Origin of the sequence: Micromonospora sp. NPDC048999 (assembly GCF_040649295.1) — a bacterium.
In the GTDB taxonomy this organism is placed as follows: Bacteria; Actinomycetota; Actinomycetes; order Mycobacteriales; family Micromonosporaceae; genus Micromonospora.
The window spans coordinates 723,680-745,086 of the sequence record NZ_JBEZFI010000001.1 but is presented as its reverse complement, the minus strand read 5'-3'; the positions used below and the strand labels follow the sequence as shown (position 1 = coordinate 745,086).

The window sequence follows — 21,407 nt, the reverse complement described above, 5'->3', positions numbered from 1 at the left end:
GCGGCTTGCCCGGTGTCGATATGGTGCAGGTCGTGGCCACCGGGACGCTCATCTTTCTGATCATTGGCGGGGTCGGGGCCGGCGTGTTGGCGCTCGCCCTGCTCGGCGCCGACCTGTTCAGCTTCGGCCATCCGGACGTCGACGGTCCGGTGTCGCTGGAGGCGGTCGCCGGGTTCACCGGGGCGTTCGGCTTCGGCGCCGCCATCGTCAACGAGCTGATCGGCGGGCGTACCCCCGGGATGATCGCGGCGGCGGTGGCCGGTGGCGTATTCGCCGCCGTGCCCACCGGCTGGCTGGCGGCCCGGCTCACCCGCGCGGCGCGGAACATGCGTACGGACGCCACGCCGACCCGGGACCATCTGGTCGGCGCGGTCGGCCTGGTGGTGACCCCGGTCCCCGCCGATGGCTACGGCGAGGTCCGGGTACGCCTCGCCGGCCAGCCGGTCAAGCTCAACGCCCGCGCCGACCGCGCGATCCCGGTCGGCGCCCAGATCTTCGTGGTCGAGGCGCTCAGCGAGACCAGCGTGCACGTCGAAACCTACTGATCCCCAGCAGAGACGGAACTGCCATGACACCCCTGCTCGTCGCCATCGGCGGCGCGGTCCTCCTCGCCGTCCTACTCGTCCTCTTCGTGCTCTCCCGGATCAAGGTGGCCGGCCCGAACGAGGCGTTCATCGTCACCGGCCGCAAGGGCCGGACCACCCAGACCGCCGACGGTGGGCGCTCCACCGACATGTCCGGCCAGAAGGTCGTCATGGGGGCGTCGGTCTTCGTCCTGCCGATCGTGCAGAAGCTGCAGTCCCTCGACCTGTCCAGCCGGCGGATCCACGTCGAGATCCAGGGCGCGGTGAGCAAGCAGGGCATCCGCGCCAACCTGCAGGGTGTCGCGATCGTGAAGGTCGGCGGCACCGAAGACGCGATCCGCGCCGCCGCCCAGCGCTTCCTGCACCAGCAGAACGAGATCGAGGAGTTCACCCGCGAGGTGCTGGCCGGCGCGCTGCGCTCGATCGTCGGCCGGCTCACCATCGAGGAGATCATCCGGGACCGCGCCGCCTTCGCCAGCGCGGTGGCCGAGGAGGCCGAGCACTCGATGACCAACCAGGGCCTGGTGCTGGACACCTTCCAGCTCCAGGACATCCTGGCCGAAGGGTCGTACCTGGCCGACCTGGGCCGGCCGGAGGCCGCCCGGGTGCTCAAGGACGCCTCCATCGCCGAGGCCCGCGCCCGGCAGGCCGCCGAGCAGGAGCGGCTGCTCGCCGAGGAGGCGATCGCCGAGGCAAACCGAAACCTCTCCCTCAAGCAGGCGGCCATCCAGGCGGAGATCGACGCGGCCAAGGCCAAGTCGGCGGCGGCCGGGCCGCTCGCCCAGGCCGAGCGGGACCAGGCCATCCTCTCCGAGCAGCAGAAGGTGGCCGAGCGGAACGCCGAGCTGAAGCAGCGCCAGCTCGACACCGAGGTGCGCAAGCCGGCCGACGCGGCCCGGTACAAGGTCGAGCAGGAGGCCGAGGCGTCCCGCAACGCGGCGGTGCTGCAGGCCGACGCCGAGCGGCAGGCCACCATCGCCGCCGCCCAGGCCGCCGCCGAGCAGGCCCGGCTGATCGGTGAGGGCGAGCGGGCCCGCCGGGCCGCGCTGGCCGAGGCGAACGCGATCGAGGGCGCCAAGGAGGGTGAGGCGGAGCAGCGCCGGCGCTCCGCGATCGCCGAGGCGGTCGAGCGCGAGGGCCAGGCCGAGGCCGCGGCTATCCTGGCCAAGGGGCAGGCCGAGGCCGACGCGATGGCCCGCAAGGCCGACGCGTTCGCCACGTACGGCGAGGCCGCGGTGCTGGACCTGCTGGTCAAGGTGCTGCCGCAGGTGGTCGGGGCGGCCAGCGCGCCGATCGGCGCGATCGACAAGATGACCGTCATCTCCACCGACGGCGCGTCGTCGCTGACCAAGTCGGTGGCCGACAACGTGGCCCAGGGCCTGCAGCTCGGCAGCGACCTCACCGGCATCGACCTGGCCGGGCTGCTCGCCAAGCTGGGCGGCGCGCAGATGAACGGCAAGACGACGGTGGACGGCACCGCGGTCGAGCACTGAGCACCACCGGAAACGAAGGCGCCCGCCGGGCCCCCTCTCGGGGAACTCCGGCGGGCGCCGCCGTTATCAGGGCTTACAGGACGACGAAGAAGAACTTCTCACCGTTGCCGAGGCCCAAGGTCTCGCTCTCCCAGTTGATGTTCCGGCTGGCCTTCAGCTGGCTGGTGCCGCTGCCGCCGGCCGTGACCACCTTGTAGTTGGCGAACGCGAACAGGTAGACCGAGCCGTCGACGTTGTAGTCCAGGAAGGCGAACTTCTCCTCCCAGCTACCGAGCGACTTGCTCTTGGCGATCAGCGGCTTGGCGCCCGCGCTCGGCGCGGTCACGTACTTGCCGTTGCCCTTGGCGCGCAGGCCGATGATGCCGTCCTTGACGTTGACGATCTCGAACTTCTCCCAGGTGCCGGCGGTCTTGGCCTTCGCGATCAGCGGCTTGGTGCCCTTGCTGTCCGCGGTCACGTACTTGCCGTTGGCCTTCGACTTGATGCCGACCACCGGATCCGGCGCGGCGAAGTCGAACTTCTCCCAGGCACCGATCGACTTGCTCTTGGCGATCAGCGGCTTGGCACCCTTGCTGGGCGTGGTGACGTACTTGCCGTTGGCGTTCGCCTTCAGGCTCACCGTGCCGTCGGTGTTGTCGATGATCTTGAACTTCTCCCAGCCGCCGATCTTCTTAGCCTTGGCGATCAGCGACTTGGTGCCCTTCTTGTCCGCCGTCACGTACTTGCCGTTGGCCTTCGCCCGCAGGGCCACGAAACCCTTGCCGGCGTCGACGACGTCGTACTTCTCCCAACCGCCGAGCGACTTGCTCTTGGCGATCAGCGACTTGGTGCCCTTCTGATCCGCGACCACGAACTTGCCGTTGGACCGCGCCTTCAGGCCGTACGAGCTACGGGCGAGCTTCACCGCGCCGACGTGCAGGAACCGGTTGGTCGACCCCATCGGGTCGTGCACGGCACCACCGATACCGGTGGTGACGATGTTGTCGCGCACCTGCTTCGGGCTCCAGGTCGGGTGTGCCTGAAGCAGCAGCGCCGCGGCGCCGGCCACGTGCGGAGACGCCATCGAGGTGCCGTCCATCACCGCGGTCTTGTTGCCCGGCGCCGTGGAGGTGATGTTGACGCCGGGGGCGAAGGTGTCCACGCAGCGGCCGTAGTTGGAGAACCAGGCCCGGAAGTCCACCCGGTCCGTCGCGCCGACGGTGATGGCCGTCGACACGGCGGCCGGCGAGGTCTTGCACGCGTCCATGTCCTCATTGCCCGCCGCGACGGCGTACGTGACGCCGGAGGCGATCGAGCGGGCGACCGCGTCGTTGACGGCCCTGTCGATCTCGTCAGTGCCGAGGCTCATGTTCGCCACGGCGGGCTTGACCCCGTTCTCGGTCACGTCCTGGGTCACCCAGTCGATGCCGGCGACGACCCCCTCGGTGGTGCCCGAGCCTTCGCAGTCCAGCACCTTCACCGCGACGAGCTTGACGCCCTTGGCCACGCCGTACTTGGTGCCGCCGACGGTGCCGGCGACGTGGGTGCCGTGGCCGTCGCAGTCGGTGTCGTTTTCGTCGGCGGTGGTGTTGGTGCCCCAGCTGGCCCGCCCGCCGAAGTCCGGGTGACTGATGTCGATGCCGGTGTCCACGATGTACGCGGTGACACCGGCCCCGGTGGACGGGTAGTTGTAGGAGCCGCTGAGCTTGGCCGTGGTCTGGTCGATCCGGTCCAGGTTCCACGGCGCGTTGGGCTGAGTGCCGGTGGCCCGGTAACGCCGGACCTGCTCGACGTAGGCCACGTCGGGGTCGGCGGCCAGCCGTTCCGCCTGCCGCCAGTTCATGCTGGCGGAGTAGCCGTTGAGGGCCTTGGTGAACACCTGGCGGACCGAGCCACCGTGTGCGCTGGCGAGCGCCGAGGCGCGGGACCGCACCTTGGCGGGGCTGGCCTTACGGTCCTTGAGCACGACGATGTACCGGTCAGGTACGGCGTCGGTGGTGCCGGCGCCCCGAACCGGTGCCCGGTGCGGGTCGGCGGGGGCGGCCATCGCGCCGCCAGCGGTAGCGGCACAGACGATGGAGGTCACGGAGGCGAGAGCGATCCCCGCCAGCGTGGAGCGGCGCAGTGCGCCAGATTGAGTCACTAGAACTCCCCGTGTTCCGGCGAACCGTCCGGATCGGACGGGTGGACAACCGCTCGGCACAGCCTCACGGCAGACAGGCCGGGAGACTGGTAGCGGTCCCATCATCATCCACGATGGTCACCATCGATCGCGTCCACCGTTCGGTCGATACGCTGGCGTACCGTCGTCACGCGGGCACCGGGATCAGTCGACGACGCCCTGCTCCCGGGCCCAGCGCAGCAGCTCCGCCTCGGCCTCGTCCCGATCCAGCGGGCCACGCTCCAGCCGCAGCTCCTTGAGGTGCTGCCACGCCTTTCCCACCACCGGACCCGGCGGCACGCCGAGCAGCTCCATGATCGCGTTGCCGTCCAGGTCGGGCCGGACCCGGGCCAGATCCTCCTCGGCGGCGATCCGGGCGACCCGCTCCTCCAGCGCGTCGTAGTCGGCCGCGAGCTGGGCCGCCTTGCGCCGGTTGCGGGTGGTGCAGTCGGAACGGGTGAGCTTGTGCAGGCGGGACAGCAGGTCACCGGCGTCGGTGACGTAGCGGCGCACCGCCGAGTCGGTCCACTCGCCCCGGCCGTACCCGTAGAAGCGCAGGTGCAGGCCGACCAGCTTGACCACCTGGGAGGTGACGTCCTTGGGGTAACGCAGCGCCTTCATCCGGGCCTTGGTCAGCCGGGCGCCGACCACCTCGTGGTGGTGGAAGCTGACCCGACCGTCCGGGCCGACCGCCTTGGTGGCCGGTTTGCCGGCGTCGTGCATCAGCGCGGCCATCCGGAGCACGAAGTCGCAGCCGTCCTCTTCCATGGACATCGCGTTGCTGACCACGGTCAGGGTGTGCTCGTAGACGTCCTTGTGCTGGGCGTGCTCGTCGATCTCCAGCTTGAGCCCGGTCAGCTCGGGGAGGAAGCGCTCGGCCAGCCCGGTGTCGACCAACAGCCGCAGCCCGGTGATCGGGTCCGCGCCGCAGAGCAGCTTGGTGAACTCGTCCCGGATCCGCTCGGCGGTGATCCGGTCCAGGTCGGCGGCCATCCGGACCATTGCCGCGCGCACGTCCGGGTGCACCGTGAACCGGAGTTGGGCGGCGAACCGGGCCGCGCGCAGCATCCGCAGCGGGTCGTCGCCGAACGACTCCCGAGGCGTGCCCGGGGTACGGATGACCTTGGCGGCCAGGTCGGCCAGGCCACCGTACGGGTCGGTGAACCGATGCTCGGGGACACTGACCGCCATCGCGTTGACGGTGAAGTCCCGGCGCTTCAGGTCGTCGATCAGGTTGGTCCCGTATTCGACGATCGGGTTCCGACTGACCTGGTCGTACGCCTCGGCCCGGAAGGTGGTGATCTCCAGCCGCAGCCCGTCGCGCTGGCAGCCGATGGTGCCGAACTCCCGCCCGGTCTCCCAGATCGACTCCGCCCAACCCCGGACGATCCCGATGGTCTGATCCGGGTGGGCGTCGGTGCAGAAGTCGAGGTCCTCACCGAGGCGGCCGAGCAGCGCGTCGCGTACCGATCCGCCCACCAGGTGCAGTTCGTGGCCGGCCCGGGCGAAGCGCCGGCCCAGCTCGTCGGCGACCGGCGAGACGCGGAGCAGTTCGGCGACGGCGTTGCGCTGCGCTGCGGTCAGCTCGCGACGGTCGGCGGCGTGGGAGGCGGAAGCTTCGGACATGGGATCGCCAGCCTATCGGGCCGGGGTGCGATCTATTGCGCCGGGCGTGGGTAAGCCCCCGAGGTTGACTAAGGTCTTGGGCGTGCGGGCCCGGAGGTCCGGCTCCGACGTACCCCTGGAGGCTGGAGATGAGCGGCGGGCTCTACCGCAGCGCGAACGCGCACGGCGGCGAGCCGCCGCCGTACGACGGCGCCACCTTCATCTCCGCCGAGCCGCTGAACATGCCGGGCGTCGAGGCCACCGCGCCGCCGCAGGAGGTGGTCGCGGAGACCAGCGCCGCGGCGAACAGCATGGTGATGGCGGTCGGCAGCCTGGTGAGCCGGGGTACGGGGTTCATCCGCACCCTGATGATCGGCGCCACCCTCGGCAACACGGTCGGCAACGTGTACACCACGGCCCAGTTCCTGCCGAACCAGGTGTACGAGTTCCTGCTCGGCGGCGTGCTCACCAGCGTGCTGATCCCGGTGCTGGTCCGGCGCCGCAAGATCGATCCGGACCGGGGCGAGGCGTACGCCCAGCGGCTGCTGACCCTGGCGGTGCTCACGTTGGCCGCCGCCGCGCTGCTGGCGGTGGTCTCGGCACCGGTGCTCACCGCGATCTACGCCGGCGGCGAGGACGCCGCGTACAAGGGACTGGTCAACAACCTGTCCTACCTGATGCTGCCAATGCTCTTTTTCACCGGGGTGAGCGCGCTGATCGCCGCCGTGTTGAACACCCGGGGGCACTTCGCCGCGCCGATGTGGGCGCCGATCCTGAACAACCTGGTGGTGATCGGCGTCCTCGGCCTGTACATCGGCGTCTACGGCGCCAAGGCGCTGAAGCCGGGGGAGATGACCCCCGGTCGGATTCTGCTGGTCGGCGGCGGCACCCTGCTCGGCGTGGCGGTGCAGGCCGCCGGCCTGCTGCCGGCGCTGCGCCGGGTCGGCTTCCGGTGGAAGTGGCGGTTCGACTTCCGCGAGCTGGGCCTGGGCGAGCTGGCCCGGCTCGGGGCCTGGATGTTCTGCTACGTCGGGGTCAACCAGCTCGGCCTGTTCGTGGTGGTCAACCTGCTCACCCGGGCCGCCGGTGCGGACAGCAAGGGCGAGACCAAGGCCGGCCTGCTGATCTACAACAACGTCTTTCTGCTGCTGATGATGGCGCACGGCATCATCGCCGTCTCGATCATCACCGCGCTGATGCCCCGGATGAGCGCCGCCGCCGGCGAGGGGCGGTTCCGCGACGTCACCGCCGACCTGTCCCGGGGCACCCGGATGGTCACCGCCGTCCTCGCTCCGGTCGCGGTCTGCTACGCGGTACTGGCCGGCCCGATCTCGGTCGTGCTCTTCCGGCACGGCGCCTTCACCGGCAACAACGCGGTGGCCACCTCGACCGTGCTGCTGGTGGCGGCGGCCGGCCTGGTGCCCTTCGCGATCAGCCAGCTCTTCACCTTCGCCTTCTACGCGCTGCCGGACACCAAGACCCCGGCCCTGGTCAACATCCCGGTGGTGGCGCTGCGGGTGCTCCTCCAGATCGGCCTCTTCCTCGGCTTCTCGGCCACCTTCGCGGCAGCCGGCATGATGCTCGGCAACGCCATCTCGTACGTGGCGGCGGCGGTGATCTCGGCGATCCTGCTGCGTCCACGGGTGGGCCGGATCGGGCTGGGCGAGATCATGCGGACCATGGGCCGGGTGCTCGCCGCCGCGCTGGGCGCGGCCCTGGTCGGCCTGCTCGTGGTCAACCTGCTGCCCGGCGACCCGGCGGACCTGGGCTGGCTGGCCGCCGCGGTCCGGCTGCTGGTCGGCGGCGCGGTGATCGGCGCGACGTACCTGGGGCTGGCCATGGTGCTGCGGATCGGCGAGATCACCGAGGTGGTCGGCATGGTGCGGCGGCGGCTCGGCCGCTGACCCGGCTGCGGTGACGGACGGTGAACGAGGATCACCAGCCTGGGGATACGGCTGTGGATAACTCGGAGTTTCGCGGCTGGATGGGCCTCTCGGCCTGTGGACAACCAACCGTAAGGACGAGGATGGCCGGCCGAACCGGGGGAATGCGTCGAGGGACCCCGAGGCCGCCACACCGGGCACGCCCCTGCGTCGACTACTTGCCGTCAACCTCTAGATTGGCTAGTGCATGCGCCGGCAGGGAAGATGACATGTCGGAGAACCGGGCATCCCGGGTAAGGTCGCTCTCGACGGGTACGGCAGGTGCCGACGCGGGCGTGCCGGTTCCTTCGAAGGCAGAGCGGAAAGCCACATGCCCAGCAGCACGGGTCCATCGATCGACACGATCACCGAGGGAGGACTGGTGACCCAGGTCGGCGAGGGTCAGGAGGCGGAGGAGACCGCCCCTCCGGTCATGACCTTCGGTGCTCCCACGGCCGGTGAACTCCTTGCCGATCGGTACGAGCTGGTCGAGCACATCAACAACGACAGCGCGGGCCGGCTGGTCTGGCGTGGGGTCGACGTCGTGCTGCGCCGTCCCGTCGCGGTGGTCCTCCGCTACCCGGGTGGCGACTCCGCCACCGAAATGCTCCAGGCCGCCGTCGCGGCGAGCCGGGTGATCCATCCCAACCTGGTCGGCGTCTACGACGCGATCGACGAGGCCAACCGGGCGTACGTCGTCCGCGAGTGGGTGGACGGACGGTCCCTGCGCGAGCTGGTCACCACCGACGGGCCGCTCGATCCGGCCCGGTCGACCGCCATCGGCAGCGCCGTCGCGAGCGCTCTGGCCGCGGTGCACGCCACCGGCATGGTGCACGGCAACGTCCACCCCGGCACCGTGATGATCAGCGACGACGGTCGGGTGGTGTTGGCCGACGCGCGCACCGACGGCGAGGACAGCCAGGAGAACGACGTCCGGGCGGTCGGTGGGGTCCTCTACTTCGCCCTGACCGGCCACTGGCCGCACGGCGAGGCCCCGCTGCACGGCGCCACCGCCGGGCACGGCCGCGCCGCGATCCCGGACGCGGTACGCGACGCCGGCGGAGCGATCGCCGCTCCCCGCCAGGTACGCGCCGGGGTGCCGGCATACCTCGACGACCTCACCATGGACCTGCTCGATCCAGAGATCGCCCCGCCGTCGTCGGACGTGCTGGCGGCCGAGCTGAACCGCCTCGACGTCCCCGCCGAGGAGCACTTCCTGGAGCCGGCCGGCCCGCTGCGCTTCGCCGCCGACACCGGCGAGGAGCCCACGCCGCTGGCCACCACGGGCGGTCGCAAGGTCGCGCTGGGCATCGCCGGGCTGCTGGCGGTGGCCCTGGTCGGGCTGCTCGTCGGGATCAGCGTGCTCGGTGGCGACGACAAGAAGGGCGCGGTGGCCGAGGAGCTGCCTACCGCGCCCACCACCGCGCCCGCCACGACCCCGGCCGCCGCGCCGGTTCACAAGCTCAACATCCAGGACGTCCGGATCATCGACCCGGACAGCAGCGACCGCGCCGAGGTGCGCAACGCCGAGAAGGTTATCGACGGCGACGACGACCAGGGCTGGGAGACCGCCACCTATCGGAACAATGGCAAGTTCGGCGGTCTGAAGCGGGGCATGGGGATCTGGATCGACCTGGGCTCCCCGCACACCGTCAAGTCGCTGCAGGCCGTCCTGTCGTCCCCCGGCGCCTCGGCCCAGCTGCTCGTCGGCAAGGACGAGTTCCCGTCCAGCTCGTCCGGCGACAAGAAACTCTTCGCCAGCTACAAGACCCAGATCGGCCAGCCGTTCGTGAAGCACGACGGCACGAAGATGATTTTCGACGGGTTCGACCCGGAGCAGCAATACCGCTACCTGCTCTTCTGGATCACCGAGCTGCCGAAGAAGGACAGCGGGGACGGCTGGAAGCTGGGGGTCCAGGAGATCACGGTCACGGGCACGAGCTCGTGAGCCGTCCGCCGCGACCGCCGCACCGCCTCCCCTGGACGTGGTGACGATGGGTCGCGGCGGGCGGACGATCCGGCCGGCGACCGGGGACGACCTGCCGGCCGAGGCGTCCGACCTCGAGCTGCTCCGGGCCCACGTCGACGGCGACCGGCACGCCTTCACCGAGCTGTTCCACCGGCACCGGGACCGGCTCTGGGCGGTGGCCCTGCGTACCCTCGGCGACCGTGAGGAGGCCGCCGACGCGCTCCAGGACGCCCTGCTGTCGGCGCACCGGGCGGCGGCCCGGTTTCGCGGCGATTCGGCGGTGACCACCTGGCTGCACCGGATCGTGGTGAACGCCTGCCTGGACCGGATCCGGCGGCGTCAGACACACGCCACGGTGCCGCTGCCGGACGGGGTGCACACCGACGGGGAGCCCGGCCGGCACACCGGCGGGGTGGAGCCGGCGGCTCCGGCCCGCGACCACGAAACGGCGCTGGTGGTCCGGCAGGCCCTCGCCGAACTGCCGGCCGAGCAGCGCGCCGCGCTGGTCCTGGTGGACGTGCAGGGCTACCCGGTGGCCGAGGTGGCCCGAATCCTCGGCGTGGCCGAGGGGACGGTCAAGAGCCGCTGCGCCCGTGGGCGGGCCCGGCTGGCCGTGCTCCTCGGGCACCTGCGTACCGGTTCCGACGCGACGACGGACGTGCCCCGCGTCACCGGAGGGAACCGCCGGCCGCCCGAGGGCGTCGGATCGACGTCGGGGCGGTCCCGGCGGGACGCCAGCCAGGAGGAGTCGTGACTTCCGGGGAGTTCAGCGGGGTCGACCACGACCTGCTCGCCGACTACGTCGGCGGGGTGTTGGACGGCACCCCGGAGCAGACGTCCGTCGCTCGACTGATCGAGGATGACCCGGCCTGGGGCACCGCGTACGCCGGGCTGGCCCGAGCGGTGGACCTGGTCCACGCCGACCTGGCCGACTGGGCCGCCGCTCCCGCGCCGCAGATTCCGCCGGCCGTGACAGACCGGATCTCGGCGGCGCTCGCCGACGCCGGACCGGCTCCGGTCGACGCAGACGGGACCCTCGACCAGGCGGATCGGAAGTCCGGCGAGCCACGGCCCACGGGGCGACCGATGACCGCCGTGCCGGCGCAGCGGGCCGGTGGGCCGGCCCGGCAAGCCGAGGGTTCGGGCCGCAACACGGGCCCGGGCCGGCGTGCTCGGCGCTGGGCCCGGATCGCCGGGCCGGTCGCCCTGGCGGCCGCCTCGGTCACCGCGGTCGGCTTCGCGTTCAGCAACCTGACCGACGCGGGCCGCGGCGACACGGCCGTGACTGCCAACGGTGGCACGGTCGCCGATTCGGCCTCGGGCGGTGCCGTCCCGCAGGGCGCCGCGCCCTTCCGGACCACCGGCCCGGCCCGGCACAGCGGCACCGACTACGGCCCGGAGCAGCTGTCCGGCACTCGGCGCCCGCTCGCCGCCGCCGAGGGCTGGAAGGCGAGCGAAGTGGCCCCACCGCGGTTTTCGGCGGCCGACGGTCTGGACCGGCTCGCCCGGCCCGAGGCACTGCAGTCCTGCCTCCGCGCGATCGGCGCCGAACACGCGGCCGGCCCGCTCACCGTCGAGCTGATCGACTACGCGTCGTTCGAGGGGCGTCCGGCACTGGTTGTCACCTTCCTCGACGCGCACGGCGAACGCTGGGCGTGGGCGAGCGGGCCGGAGTGCGGGGTGCCCGGGTCCGGCGCGGACACCCGCTTCCGTACGCGGGTAGGGTGAGGTCGCGGTCGCCGGGGCTGTCCCGCCGCGTGACGTGACCCACCGGATGGCCGGCTCGGGAATCGTCGCTTCGTACGATGACGTTCTGCAAGTCAGGCGCCGACGCCACCGAGCCGTCGGCACTCGGGATCGGCATCGTCCCCGGCGGCAGATCAGCCGGAGTAGATGACGAACACACACATCGGGAGACGGCAGTGGACGAGGTCCGCAACCTGATCATCATCGGCTCCGGGCCGGCCGGCTACACGGCGGCGGTCTACGCCGCGCGCGCCAACCTCAAGCCGCTCGTCATCGAGGGCGTGCAGTCCGGTGGCGCGCTGATGACCACGACCGAGGTGGAAAACTTCCCCGGTTTCGCGGACGGCATCCTCGGCCCCGAGCTGATGGACAACATGCGCAAGCAGGCCGAGCGGTTCGGCGCCGAGTTCCTGACCGACGACGTGACCCGGGTCGAGCTCAAGGACACCGGCGAGGTCGGCTCGAACACGGTCAGCACGGTGTGGGTGGGCGAGACCGCCTACCGGGCCAAGGCCGTTATCCTCTCGACCGGCTCCGCGTGGCGTCCGCTCGGCGTGCCAGGCGAGCAGGAATACCTGGGCCACGGTGTGTCGTCCTGCGCCACCTGCGACGGCTTCTTCTTCCGCAACCAGCACATCGTGGTGGTCGGCGGCGGCGACTCGGCGATGGAGGAGGCGAGCTTCCTCACCCGGTTCGCCGAGTCGGTGACGATCATCCACCGCCGGGACTCGTTCCGGGCCAGCAAGATCATGGCGGAGCGCGCCCTCACCAACGACAAGATCAAGGTCGAGTGGAACACCGTCATCGAGGAGATCCTCGGCGACGACGGCAAGGTCAGCGGCGTCCGGGTCCGCAACGTGCACACCGGTGAGGCCAAGCTGCTCGACGTCACCGGCGTCTTCGTGGCGATCGGTCACGACCCGCGCAGTGAGCTCTTCCGCGACCAGGTGGAACTCGACGGCGAGGGGTACGTGAAGGTGCAGGCGCCGAGCACCCGGACCAACATCCCGGGCGTCTTCGCCGCCGGCGACGTGGTCGACCACACCTATCGGCAGGCGATCACGGCGGCCGGTACGGGCTGTGCCGCCGCGCTGGACGCCGAGCGGTTCATCGCCACCCTGCAAGACTGAAAATTTTCAAAAGGTCCCGGAGGAGGGGTCATAGTGGGAGCAACCAAGGCGGTCACCGACGCGAGCTTCGCGAGCGACGTGCTGAAGTCCGACAAGCCGGTCCTGGTCGACTTCTGGGCAGAGTGGTGCGGGCCGTGCCGCAAGGTGTCGCCGCTGCTCGAGGAGATCGCGGGCGAGATGGGTGACCAGGTCACCATCGTCAAGCTCAACATCGACGAGAACCCCGAGACCGCCCGCACCTACCGGGTGATGTCGGTGCCGACCCTCACCGTCTTCAAGAACGGCGAGCCGGTGCAGTCCATCGCCGGCGCCAAGCCCAAGGGCGAGCTGGTCAAGCTCATCGAATCCGCGCTCTGAGCCGGCGTTCTGCCCGCGAAACCCCCGTCGCCCGCATCCCGGGCACGGGGGTTTCCGCATTCCCCACCGGAACGACCCCTGACCTGGACAAACCCGGGAGCCGGCTGGTGATCGGCACGGTACGCTCCGTAGGCATCCCCGGCGAGGGGCAGCACCTCCGTCGGAATACCCGGCCAGCGTCCGTGCAGAGGGGGTCGTCGTGCGTCCCATCCGACCCGGTGACCGGGGAGCCGCGGTGGCCGAGATCCGTACCGTGCTCACCGGCCTCGATCTGCTTCCGTCCGACGGGCGGGACGAGTTCGACGCCGAGACCGAACGCGCGGTCCGGGCGTTCCAGCAGTCCCGCGGGCTGAGCGTGGACGGGCGGGTCGGCGCGGAGACCTGGCGGGCGCTCGATGCGGCCCGCTGGCGGCTCGGCGCCCGCACGCTGTACCACGCCGTGCCGGAGCCGCTGATCGGCGAGGACGTCCGGTCGCTGCAGGAACGCCTGCTGGAGATGGGGTACGACGCGGGCCGCGCCGATGCCATCTACGGAATCCGCACCGCACGGGCGGTCGCGCAGTTCCAGCGGGAGATGGGGCTGACGCCGGACGGCGCCTGCGGTCCGCACACCATGAACACGCTGCGCCGCCTGGGCCGGAAGGTGGTCGGTGGGCGCCCGCAGTGGCTCCGCGAGTCCGACGCCATTCGCCAGGCCGGGCCGGCCCTGGTCGGGCGGACCGTGGTGATCGACCCGGGACACGGCGGCACCGACCCCGGCGAGGTGGTGCCCGACGGCCCGCTGCGCTGGACCGAAGCGGACGTCGTGCACGACCTGGCCAGCCGGCTGGAGGGGCGGCTGGCCGCAGCCGGCGTACGGGTCCAGCTCACCCGCGGCCCGTCGCCGGAGAGCTGCCTGCCGGACGCCGACCGCGCCCAGCTCGCCAACGCCCTCGGCGCGGACGTGTTCATCTCGCTGCACACCGACGGGCACGCCAACCCGGCGGCCAACGGGGTGGCCACCTACCACTACGGCACCGACAACGGCGTCACCTCTGCCACCGGCGAGCGGCTGGCCGGCCTGGTGCAGCGCGAGATCGTCGCCCGAACCGGGCTGCGGGACTGCCGTACCCACGCCAAGGCGTGGGACCTGCTGCGGCTGACGAAGATGCCGGCGGTCCGGGTCGAGGTGGGCTACCTGACCTCGCCCGAGGACCGGGGTCGATTGGTCGACCCCCGGTTTCGGGACAGGATCGTCGAGGCGATCGTGGCCGCGGTGCAACGGATGTACTTCCCGATCGAGCGGGACGTCCCCACCGGCTCGATCGACGTGAGCGAGCTGCGGGCGATCGTCGCCGCCGGCACCGTGGCCGACTGAGGCACCCGGCTCGGCGGGCCGCGCCGGCTCAGCCCAGGGCGCGGGTGGCCGGGGCCGGGCGTACCGGGCGCAACAGCGTCTCCGGGCTCATCGAGCCGAGCAGCTTCTCCAACGCGTACTCGACGTCGGACTTCCAGCTCAGCGCGGTGCGCAACTCTAGCCGCAGGCGCGGGTAGCGGGGGTGCGGGCGGACCGTCTTGAAACCCACCGAGAGGAAGAAGTCCGCCGGTGCCAGGCAGGCCCGGCTCGGGTCGTCCACCCCGTCGTCACCGAACTTCGCGTCGCCGAACGCCTCGATCGCCTTGATGCCCCGCTTGGTGAGATCCCGGGCCACCCCCTGGACCAGCATCCGGCCCAGGCCGCCGCCGGCGAAGGCGGGCACCACGTTGGCGGTCATCAGCAGCGCGGCGTCCGCGGAGACCGGCGAGGTGGGAAAGGCCATCGAGCGCGGAACGTACGCCGGCGGGGCGTACATGACGAAACCGGCGGGCATGCCGTCGACGTACGCGAGTTTTCCGCAGGAGCCCCACTCCAGCAGCGTCTGGGAGACCCAGGCCTCCTTTTCCAGCCCGGGGTCACCGGCGGCGCACGCCCGGTCGGCCGAAACCGGATCCAGCTCCCAGTAGACGCAGCGCCGGCAGCTGCGGGGCAGATCCTCGAGGGTGTCGAGGGTCAGACTGACCAGACGTCGCGACATCAGCGCATCCCCACCATCGGCTCGAAAGCTGCAACCAGCGCGGTTCTCACGCCGCCGCCTTCCCTGCCCCCGACGAGCGATCGTACGCCCCCAGCCGACCGTACGGGAAAGGACGCGCGAACGCCCACCCGAGCGGTCCGGGATGTGGACGACCACCACCGGGCGGGGTCAACCTCGACCAACGCGGACTACGATCGAGCGAACGGCGTCCCGCGCCGCCATGGTTGCCGGCAATGCGGGTACGACACCGGGCGGCAGCCCCGCCGAACCCGATCGAGGTGATGTCATGACCGGCACGACGCTCGACGACTACACCGACCGGTACGCCCGCCGGGTCCGGGGGATGACGGCCTCCGAGATCCGAGCGCTCTTCGCGGTGGCCAGCCGGCCGGAGGTGGTCTCGCTCGCCGGTGGCGCCCCCTACATCGCGGCGCTGCCCCTCGACGCGGTCGGTCAGATGCTCGGCCGGCTCGGCGGCGAGCAGGGCGTCACCACCCTCCAGTACGGCATCGGGCAGGGCACCCTGGAGCTGCGCGAGCGGATCTGCGAGGTGATGGCCCTCTCCGGGATCGACGCGTCGTGCGGCGCCTCGCCGGAGGACGTGGTGGTCACCGTCGGCGGTCAGCAGGCGCTCGACCTGGTGGCCCGGCTCTTCCTGGACCCGGGCGACGTGGTGCTCGCCGAGGGCCCGACGTACGTCGGCGCGCTCGGGGTGTTCCAGGCCGCCCAGGCCCAGGTCGCACACGTGCCGATGGACGCCGACGGTCTGATCCCCGAGGCGCTGGAGGCGGCGATCGCCGACCTGGCCCGAGCCGGCCGCCGGGTCAAGTTCCTCTACACCATCCCCACCTACCAGAACCCGACCGGCGTGACGCTCAGCGAGGAACGGCGCGAGCGGGTGCTCGACATCTGCGAGCGCGCCGGCCTGCTGGTGGTCGAGGACGACCCGTACGGCCAGCTCGGCTTCGAGGGTGAGGCGCCCGCGCCGCTGCGGGCCCGCCGGCGCGAGGGCGTCTTCTACCTGAGCACCTTCTCCAAGACCTTCGCGCCCGGCCTGCGGGTGGGCTGGATCCTCGCCCCGCACGCCGTACGCGACAAGCTGGTCATCGCCAGCGAGGCGCAGATTCTCTGCCCCAGCGGGTACGCGCAGGCCGCCGTCTCGACCTACCTCGGCACCATGCCGTGGCGCGAGCAGCTCAAGGTCTACCGGGAGGTCTACCGGGAACGCCGGGACGCCATGCTCGACGCGCTGGCGGACCTGATGCCGGCCGGCACCACCTGGACCACCCCCGGCGGCGGCCTGTTCGTCTGGGCGACCCTGCCCGACGGCCTGGACGCCAAGGCGATGATGCCCCGCGCCATCACCGCCCGGGTCGCCTACGTCCCCGGCACCGGCTTCTACGCGGACGGCACCGGGGCCGGCAACATGCGGCTCAACTTCTCCTTCCCGCCGCCGGAGCGGATCCGGGAGGGCGTCCGCCGGCTGGCCGGCGTGATGGAGCAGGAGATCGCCATGCGCAAGGTCTTCGGCGCGGTCGGCGGCTCGGGGCCGCGGCGTCGGCAGGGTGGCTCGGACGCGCCCGGCCCCGACTTGGCATGATGCCCCGCATGGTCGTCAGCTCCGCCCCCCACACCTCCGTGACCGATCTCGCCGGCATCGATGAGTTGCACGTGCTGGTGCTCGCCGGCGGTCTCTCCTACGAACGGGACGTCTCGCTCCGGTCCGGCCGACGAGTGCTCGACGCGCTGCGAACGGTCGGTGTGCAGGCCGAGCTGCGGGACGCCGACGTTGCCCTGTTGCCCGCATTGGCCGCCGATCCGCCGGATGCCGTGGTGATCGCCCTGCACGGCGCCACCGGCGAGGACGGCTCGCTGCGCGGGGTGCTCGACCTCTGCGACGTGCCCTACGTCGGCTGCGACGCCCGCGCCTCCCGACTCGCCTGGGACAAGCCGTCCGCCAAGGCGGTGCTACGCGAGGCGGGCATCTCCACACCCGACTGGGTGGCCCTGCCGCACGACCGCTTCTCCGAGTTGGGCGCGGTGGCCGTGCTGGACCGGATCGTCGACCGGCTCGACCTGCCGTTGATGGTCAAGCCGGCGCAGGGCGGCTCCGGACTGGGCGCCGCGGTGGTCCGGGAGGCTGGGTCACTGCCGGCCGCGATGGTCGGTTGTTTCGCGTACGACCAGACGGCGCTGGTGGAACGCTACGTGCCGGGCATGGACGTGGCGGTGTCGGTGATCGACCTGGGCGAGGGGCCGCACGCCCTGCCCCCGGTCGAGATCGTGCCCCGCAACGGCGTGTACGACTACGCTGCCCGGTACACCGCCGGCCGCACCACCTGGCATGCGCCCGCCCGCCTCGATCCGGAGACCACCGAGCGGGTGGCCGAGGTGGCGCTCGCCGCGCACAGCGCGCTCGGCCTTCGTGATCTCTCCCGGGTCGATCTGATCGTCGACTCGGCCGGAGAACCGCACGTACTGGAGATCAACGTCTCCCCGGGGATGACCGAGACCTCGCTGCTGCCGCTGGCCGTCCAGGCGGCCGGGCTGGACTTCGGGCGGCTGCTCGGCTCACTGGTCAGCCGAGCCGCGGCCCGCCGTTCCTAGGCCCCGTTCCTAGGCCCCGTTCCTAGGCCCCGTTCCTAGGCCCCGTTCCTAGGCCCCGTCCTCCGGCCGGGTTTCTGAGGCCGGCCGCTGCTCGGTCGTCGTGTCGTTCGCCGGCTCCGGGATCTCCTCGGCGGCTTCGATCACCGAGACCGTCTCCTCGTCGGCCTCGTCCGCGTCGGTGTCGACCGAGGCGGTGAGGCTCGACGGCGCCTGCCACTGGATCCGCGGCGGCTCGGCGAGCGGGCGGCCGCCGAACTCGGCCAGCCAGGCGGCGACCAGGGCCAGGTTCTCCCGCCACTGCGTCTCGGAGATCGGGGGCAGGATCGAGTCCCACAGGGACAGGAACGTGCCGCGCAGTTGCAGCTGCCCGTACGGCCGCGCCAGGAACCACAGGTGCAGGTGCGCGGAGCCGTCGCCCCAGCGGCTGACGTGCACCCGGGCGACGCCGTCCAGGGAGCGGATGGCGCGTTCCAGGCGGACGGTCATCACGCCCAGTTCGGCCGCGAGCAGGTTCGGCAGATCGCCGAGATCGAGATGGGAGCGGGACTCCAGGATCAGCACCATCGGTAGGCCGGTGGGCCGATCCATCGCCCGTACCCGCCACCGCTCACCGACCCAGATGTACGCCTCGTCCGGAGCGCTGCAGGCGGTGCATTCCCGGCTGCCCTCGCCCCGGCGGGGCGGTTCGACCGGTACCGGATCGTCGAGCTGCTTGATACGGAGGTCGCCCTCGAAGGGAAAGGAGGGCCACTGGGTGAAGTCCGGAGCTGAGGGAGGGGTGTCCTGCACGAGGCTGACCCTAGCCCAGTTGACGACCCCTGTCCCTACCCGATTTCACCGCCGACAGAGTGCCTCCACTCGATCGACGCTGAGGTTATCCACCGCGTTGTCCACAGGCCGCTGAGAGTAGCGCCACACCACGCCATCCACAGCTCAGTAAGGGTTTCGCCGCGTTGTTTCACGTGAAACGAGGACAGCCTGTGGAAAACAACTGTGGATAACCGGGGCGTCGTCGAGCCGGGTTTTCCACCGATCCCGGTCCCTCTCTCCCAACGATCGAATCGGTGATCGGTACCGGCCGCCGGCCGATCTTCTCGTCGCCCGGCCTGCGGGGTTCAAGCCATGGCTCTCCCCGCCAGCGCGTCTACACCGTTGAGCCGCCCGAACGGCGTGACCGCCCAGCTTCGCGGACGGGCGTCACCATGGCGGGTCCTGTTTCACGTGAAACGTGGTAGGCCCTCGGTCCGACCAACCGGCCAACCGGCCAACCGGCCAACCGACCGACCGGCCGACCGGCCGACCGACCGGGAGGCGCGCGGCCCGGCCCGAAGACGACTCGACCGCGCGGCCCGAACAGGGACCACGCGGTCGATCAGACGAGCTGACTCACTCCTCGGGCTGGTCCTCCTGACCCACGCCGATGATGCCGACGATTCGCTCCAGGTCGTCGACAGTCGCGAACTCAATGGTGATCTTGCCCTTGCTGCGGCCGATGTCGACCTTCACCCGGGTGTCAAACCGGTCGGAGAGCCGGTCGGCGAGATCCGTCAACGCCGGCGCGTGCGGCTTAGCGCGCCGCTTGGCCGCCGCGGTCTTCGCCGGCCCGTCGGCGAGTGCCAGCGCCACCAGCTCCTCGGTGGCGCGTACCGAGATGCCCTCGGCAACGATCCGCTTGGCGAGCTGCTCCTGAGCCTCGGCGTCCTCCAGGCTGAGAAGCGCCCGGGCGTGACCGGCGGAGAGCACCCCGGCGGCGACCCGACGCTGGACCTGGGCGGGCAGGTTCATCAGACGGATAGTGTTCGAGATCTGCGGCCGGCTGCGCCCGATACGGCGAGCCAGCTCCTCATGGGTGGCTCCGAACTCCTCCAGGAGCTGCTGGTAGGCGGCCGCCTCCTCCAGCGGGTTCAGGTTGGCCCGGTGGATGTTCTCCAGCAGGGCGTCCCGGAGCATCGCGTCGTCCTTGGTGTCCCGCACGATCGCGGGGATGTTCTCCCGGCCGACCGCCTGGGCCGCCCGCCAGCGCCGCTCGCCCATCACGAGCTCGTACTTCTCGCCGTCGAGCTGCCGTACGACGATCGGCTGGAGGAAGCCGACCTCCTGGATCGAGACCTTCAGCTCCTCCAGCGCCTCCTCGTCGAAGACCTGCCGGGGCTGCTTCGGGTTCGGCACGATGGAGTCGACCGGGATCTCTGCGAAGCGAGCTCCCGGCACCGGGCTCAGCTGTGGCTCAGGCTCTACCGCCGGGACGGCGTCCGCCCCAACCCCGCTGCCCGCCCCGATCACGGCAGCCGCGCCGGCTACGGGTGGGGTCGGAACGGCCGCCGCACCGCTGTCCGGCTCGGCGCCCGCCGGGGCGCTGCCCGGCACCGGCCCGGTCGGAATGAGGGCACCGAGCCCCCGGCCCAGACCGCCACGAGGACGGTTCTTCATGCGACGCCTCCCAGCGACATCTCCGCACTACGCATTCCGGCTCACCGGCTCCTTGACCCCTCGTTCCGCGATTTCCTGGGCGGCCTCGAAGTAGCTCGTCGCCCCCCGCGAACCGGGATCGTAGGTCACGACCGACTGCCCGTAGCTCGGCGCCTCGGAAACCCGTACGTTCCGGGGGATCACAGCCTGGAGCACCTTGTCCCCGAAGTGGTTCCGGACATCCTGCTCCACGGCGTCGGCCAGCCGGGTACGCCGGTCGTACATCGTGAGCAGGATGGTGGAGACCTCCAGCTTCGGGTTGAGGTGCTGGCGAACCAGGTTGATGTTGTTGATCAGCTGGTTGAGGCCCTCCAGCGCGTAGTACTCGCACTGGATGGGGATGAGCACCTCCTGCGCCGCGACCAACGCGTTGACGGTCAGCAGGCCGAGCGAGGGTGGGCAGTCGATGAAGACGTAGTCGAAGTGCCCGGGGTAGGCGTCGATGGCACGGGCCAGCCGGGACTCCCGGGCGACCACCGAGACCAGCTCGATCTCAGCACCGGCGAGATCGATGGTGGCCGGCACGCACCACAGGTTCGGGATGCCCTCGACCGCCTGCGCCACCTCTTCCAGCGGGACGCTGTCGATCAGACAGTCGTACACGTCGGGTACGCCGGTGTGGTGCGGGACGTTCAGCCCGGTGGAGGCGTTGCCCTGCGGGTCCAGGTCGACCACCAGGACCCGGTTGCCGTGCAGGGCGAGCGCCACCGCCAGGTTCACCGTGGTCGTGGTCTTGCCCACGCCGCCCTTCTGGTTCGCGACGCACATCACCCGGGTCCGTGCGGGCCGAGGCATGCTCACCTCGCCACTGGGATTAAGGATCTGCACGGCGCGCATCGCCTCCATAGCCAAGGGTGGGTCATCCTCTTCGCGCGGGGTTTCACGTGAAACGTACGTGCTGGCGGTGGCTTCGGGAGCGAAGCCGGTAGCCGGTGGCGTGTCGGACGGCGTCCCCGTCTCAGTCGCCATGTCCGGGGCAACCTGCTGCGGCAGGGCCGGCCCCGGCGGCTGCGGCTCGTAACGTCCGGGGACCGCCGCATTGCCGCGGACCGGGACCGGACGCGGGCTGGGGGCGTTCGCCGGCCGGCCGGCCGGTTCGTGTGGCTCACGTGCTGGCGGTACGTTCGTCGGCCCGGATGCGGCCGACCGCACGCCGCCCGCGCCGGATACGTCCCGGTGGACAGCCTGCGGGGTCGCGGCTGGGTCGGGGGAGTCATCGCCCACCGGCCAGCCCTGGTAGTCGGTTTCACGTGAAACGGGGTCGGCTCCTGGCCTCGTCACCCGTGGGTCGTCGTACCTGCCGTCGTCATGCACCTGTCATCCCTGCCCGC

16 protein-coding genes and 1 pseudogene are annotated in these 21,407 nt (G+C 71.3%); 11 read left to right on the top strand and 6 right to left on the bottom strand.

Annotation, left to right across the window (positions count from 1 at the left end; translation table 11 throughout):
- Nucleotides 1-20: 20 nt before the first annotated feature.
- Both AB0C02_RS03605 and AB0C02_RS03600 read left to right on the top strand, forming a co-directional pair.
- Nucleotides 21-545, top strand: coding sequence for a hypothetical protein (locus AB0C02_RS03605; RefSeq protein WP_357540680.1), 525 nt, complete (start codon nt 21-23; stop codon nt 543-545).
- A 23-nt stretch (nt 546-568) separates the two neighbouring features.
- Complete coding sequence (locus tag AB0C02_RS03600; protein ID WP_357540678.1) at nt 569-2,077, top strand: SPFH domain-containing protein; 1,509 nt, start codon at nt 569-571, stop codon at nt 2,075-2,077.
- A 73-nt stretch (nt 2,078-2,150) separates the two neighbouring features.
- On the opposite strand, the gene AB0C02_RS03595 is transcribed toward AB0C02_RS03600, so the two are convergent.
- Both AB0C02_RS03595 and AB0C02_RS03590 read right to left on the bottom strand, forming a co-directional pair.
- Nucleotides 2,151-4,199, bottom strand: a complete 2,049-nt coding sequence (locus tag AB0C02_RS03595) for a S8 family serine peptidase (RefSeq protein ID WP_357540676.1) — start codon at nt 4,197-4,199, stop codon at nt 2,151-2,153.
- Nucleotides 4,200-4,382: 183 nt separating this feature from the next.
- Entirely contained in the window at nt 4,383-5,843 is a 1,461-nt protein-coding gene (locus tag AB0C02_RS03590) for a CCA tRNA nucleotidyltransferase (protein WP_357540674.1), read from the bottom strand.
- 128 nt (nt 5,844-5,971) lie between these two features.
- Between AB0C02_RS03590 and murJ the strand changes: the two genes are divergently transcribed.
- The 7 genes from murJ to AB0C02_RS03555 all read left to right on the top strand — a co-directional run bounded on the left by murJ (nt 5,972) and on the right by AB0C02_RS03555 (nt 14,303).
- Complete coding sequence (gene murJ, locus AB0C02_RS03585) at nt 5,972-7,726, top strand: murein biosynthesis integral membrane protein MurJ (protein ID WP_357540672.1); 1,755 nt, start codon at nt 5,972-5,974, stop codon at nt 7,724-7,726.
- Between the two features lie 349 nt (nt 7,727-8,075).
- On the top strand, nt 8,076-9,692 hold the full coding sequence (locus AB0C02_RS03580) for a protein kinase family protein (protein ID WP_357540670.1): 1,617 nt from the start codon (nt 8,076-8,078) through the stop codon (nt 9,690-9,692).
- 46 nt (nt 9,693-9,738) lie between these two features.
- The gene (gene sigM, locus AB0C02_RS03575) at nt 9,739-10,467 is read left to right on the top strand and encodes an RNA polymerase sigma factor SigM (protein ID WP_357541025.1); all 729 of its coding nucleotides are present in this window, start codon (nt 9,739-9,741) and stop codon (nt 10,465-10,467) included.
- Complete coding sequence (locus AB0C02_RS03570; protein ID WP_357540668.1) at nt 10,464-11,441, top strand: hypothetical protein; 978 nt, start codon at nt 10,464-10,466, stop codon at nt 11,439-11,441. Before sigM ends, AB0C02_RS03570 begins: the two co-directional genes overlap by 4 nt.
- Before the next feature lie 194 nt (nt 11,442-11,635).
- Nucleotides 11,636-12,589, top strand: a complete 954-nt coding sequence (gene trxB, locus AB0C02_RS03565) for a thioredoxin-disulfide reductase (RefSeq protein ID WP_357540666.1) — start codon at nt 11,636-11,638, stop codon at nt 12,587-12,589.
- Between the two features lie 33 nt (nt 12,590-12,622).
- Nucleotides 12,623-12,946, top strand: a complete 324-nt coding sequence (gene trxA, locus AB0C02_RS03560) for a thioredoxin (protein WP_357540664.1) — start codon at nt 12,623-12,625, stop codon at nt 12,944-12,946.
- Between the two features lie 199 nt (nt 12,947-13,145).
- Entirely contained in the window at nt 13,146-14,303 is a 1,158-nt protein-coding gene (locus tag AB0C02_RS03555; protein WP_357540662.1) for an N-acetylmuramoyl-L-alanine amidase, read from the top strand.
- 28 nt (nt 14,304-14,331) lie between these two features.
- Here the strand turns inward: AB0C02_RS03555 and AB0C02_RS03550 are convergent, their stop codons facing one another.
- A complete protein-coding gene (locus AB0C02_RS03550) occupies nt 14,332-15,000 on the bottom strand; it encodes a GNAT family N-acetyltransferase (protein ID WP_357540660.1) in 669 nt (222 codons plus the stop codon).
- A 286-nt stretch (nt 15,001-15,286) separates the two neighbouring features.
- On the opposite strand from AB0C02_RS03550, the gene AB0C02_RS03545 reads away from it, so the two are divergent.
- The gene (locus AB0C02_RS03545) at nt 15,287-16,600 is read left to right on the top strand and encodes a PLP-dependent aminotransferase family protein (protein WP_357540658.1); all 1,314 of its coding nucleotides are present in this window, start codon (nt 15,287-15,289) and stop codon (nt 16,598-16,600) included.
- A gap of 8 nt (nt 16,601-16,608) precedes the next feature.
- Nucleotides 16,609-17,607, top strand: a complete 999-nt coding sequence (locus AB0C02_RS03540; RefSeq protein WP_357540656.1) for a D-alanine--D-alanine ligase — start codon at nt 16,609-16,611, stop codon at nt 17,605-17,607.
- 165 nt (nt 17,608-17,772) lie between these two features.
- Here the strand turns inward: AB0C02_RS03540 and AB0C02_RS03535 are convergent.
- The 3 genes and pseudogenes from AB0C02_RS03535 to AB0C02_RS03525 all read right to left on the bottom strand — a co-directional run.
- Nucleotides 17,773-18,396: pseudogene (locus AB0C02_RS03535) on the bottom strand (hypothetical protein); the annotation flags it as partial.
- A 597-nt stretch (nt 18,397-18,993) separates the two neighbouring features.
- Nucleotides 18,994-20,037: a ParB/RepB/Spo0J family partition protein gene (locus AB0C02_RS03530; RefSeq protein ID WP_357540654.1), complete on the bottom strand. Its 1,044-nt coding sequence runs from the start codon at nt 20,035-20,037 to the stop codon at nt 18,994-18,996.
- Nucleotides 20,038-20,064: 27 nt separating this feature from the next.
- Nucleotides 20,065-21,390 (bottom strand): AAA family ATPase, encoded by a 1,326-nt coding sequence (locus AB0C02_RS03525; RefSeq protein ID WP_357540652.1) that lies wholly within the window; start codon nt 21,388-21,390, stop codon nt 20,065-20,067.
- Between the last annotated feature and the right edge of the window lie 17 nt (nt 21,391-21,407).

Excerpts from the sequence above, each read along its gene's own strand:
- AB0C02_RS03605 (WP_357540680.1), top strand. The coding sequence starts at position 21 with ATGGTGCAGGTCGTGGCCACCGGGACGCTCATCTTTCTGATCATTGGC.
- AB0C02_RS03600 (WP_357540678.1), top strand. The coding sequence starts at position 569 with ATGACACCCCTGCTCGTCGCCATCGGCGGCGCGGTCCTCCTCGCCGTC.
- AB0C02_RS03590 (WP_357540674.1), bottom strand. The coding sequence starts at position 5,843 with ATGTCCGAAGCTTCCGCCTCCCACGCCGCCGACCGTCGCGAGCTGACC.
- murJ (WP_357540672.1), top strand. The coding sequence starts at position 5,972 with ATGAGCGGCGGGCTCTACCGCAGCGCGAACGCGCACGGCGGCGAGCCG.
- AB0C02_RS03580 (WP_357540670.1), top strand. The coding sequence starts at position 8,076 with ATGCCCAGCAGCACGGGTCCATCGATCGACACGATCACCGAGGGAGGA.
- sigM (WP_357541025.1), top strand. The coding sequence starts at position 9,739 with ATGGGTCGCGGCGGGCGGACGATCCGGCCGGCGACCGGGGACGACCTG.
- AB0C02_RS03550 (WP_357540660.1), bottom strand. The coding sequence starts at position 15,000 with ATGTCGCGACGTCTGGTCAGTCTGACCCTCGACACCCTCGAGGATCTG.
- AB0C02_RS03545 (WP_357540658.1), top strand. The coding sequence starts at position 15,287 with ATGACCGGCACGACGCTCGACGACTACACCGACCGGTACGCCCGCCGG.
- AB0C02_RS03540 (WP_357540656.1), top strand. The coding sequence starts at position 16,609 with ATGGTCGTCAGCTCCGCCCCCCACACCTCCGTGACCGATCTCGCCGGC.
- AB0C02_RS03530 (WP_357540654.1), bottom strand. The coding sequence starts at position 20,037 with ATGAAGAACCGTCCTCGTGGCGGTCTGGGCCGGGGGCTCGGTGCCCTC.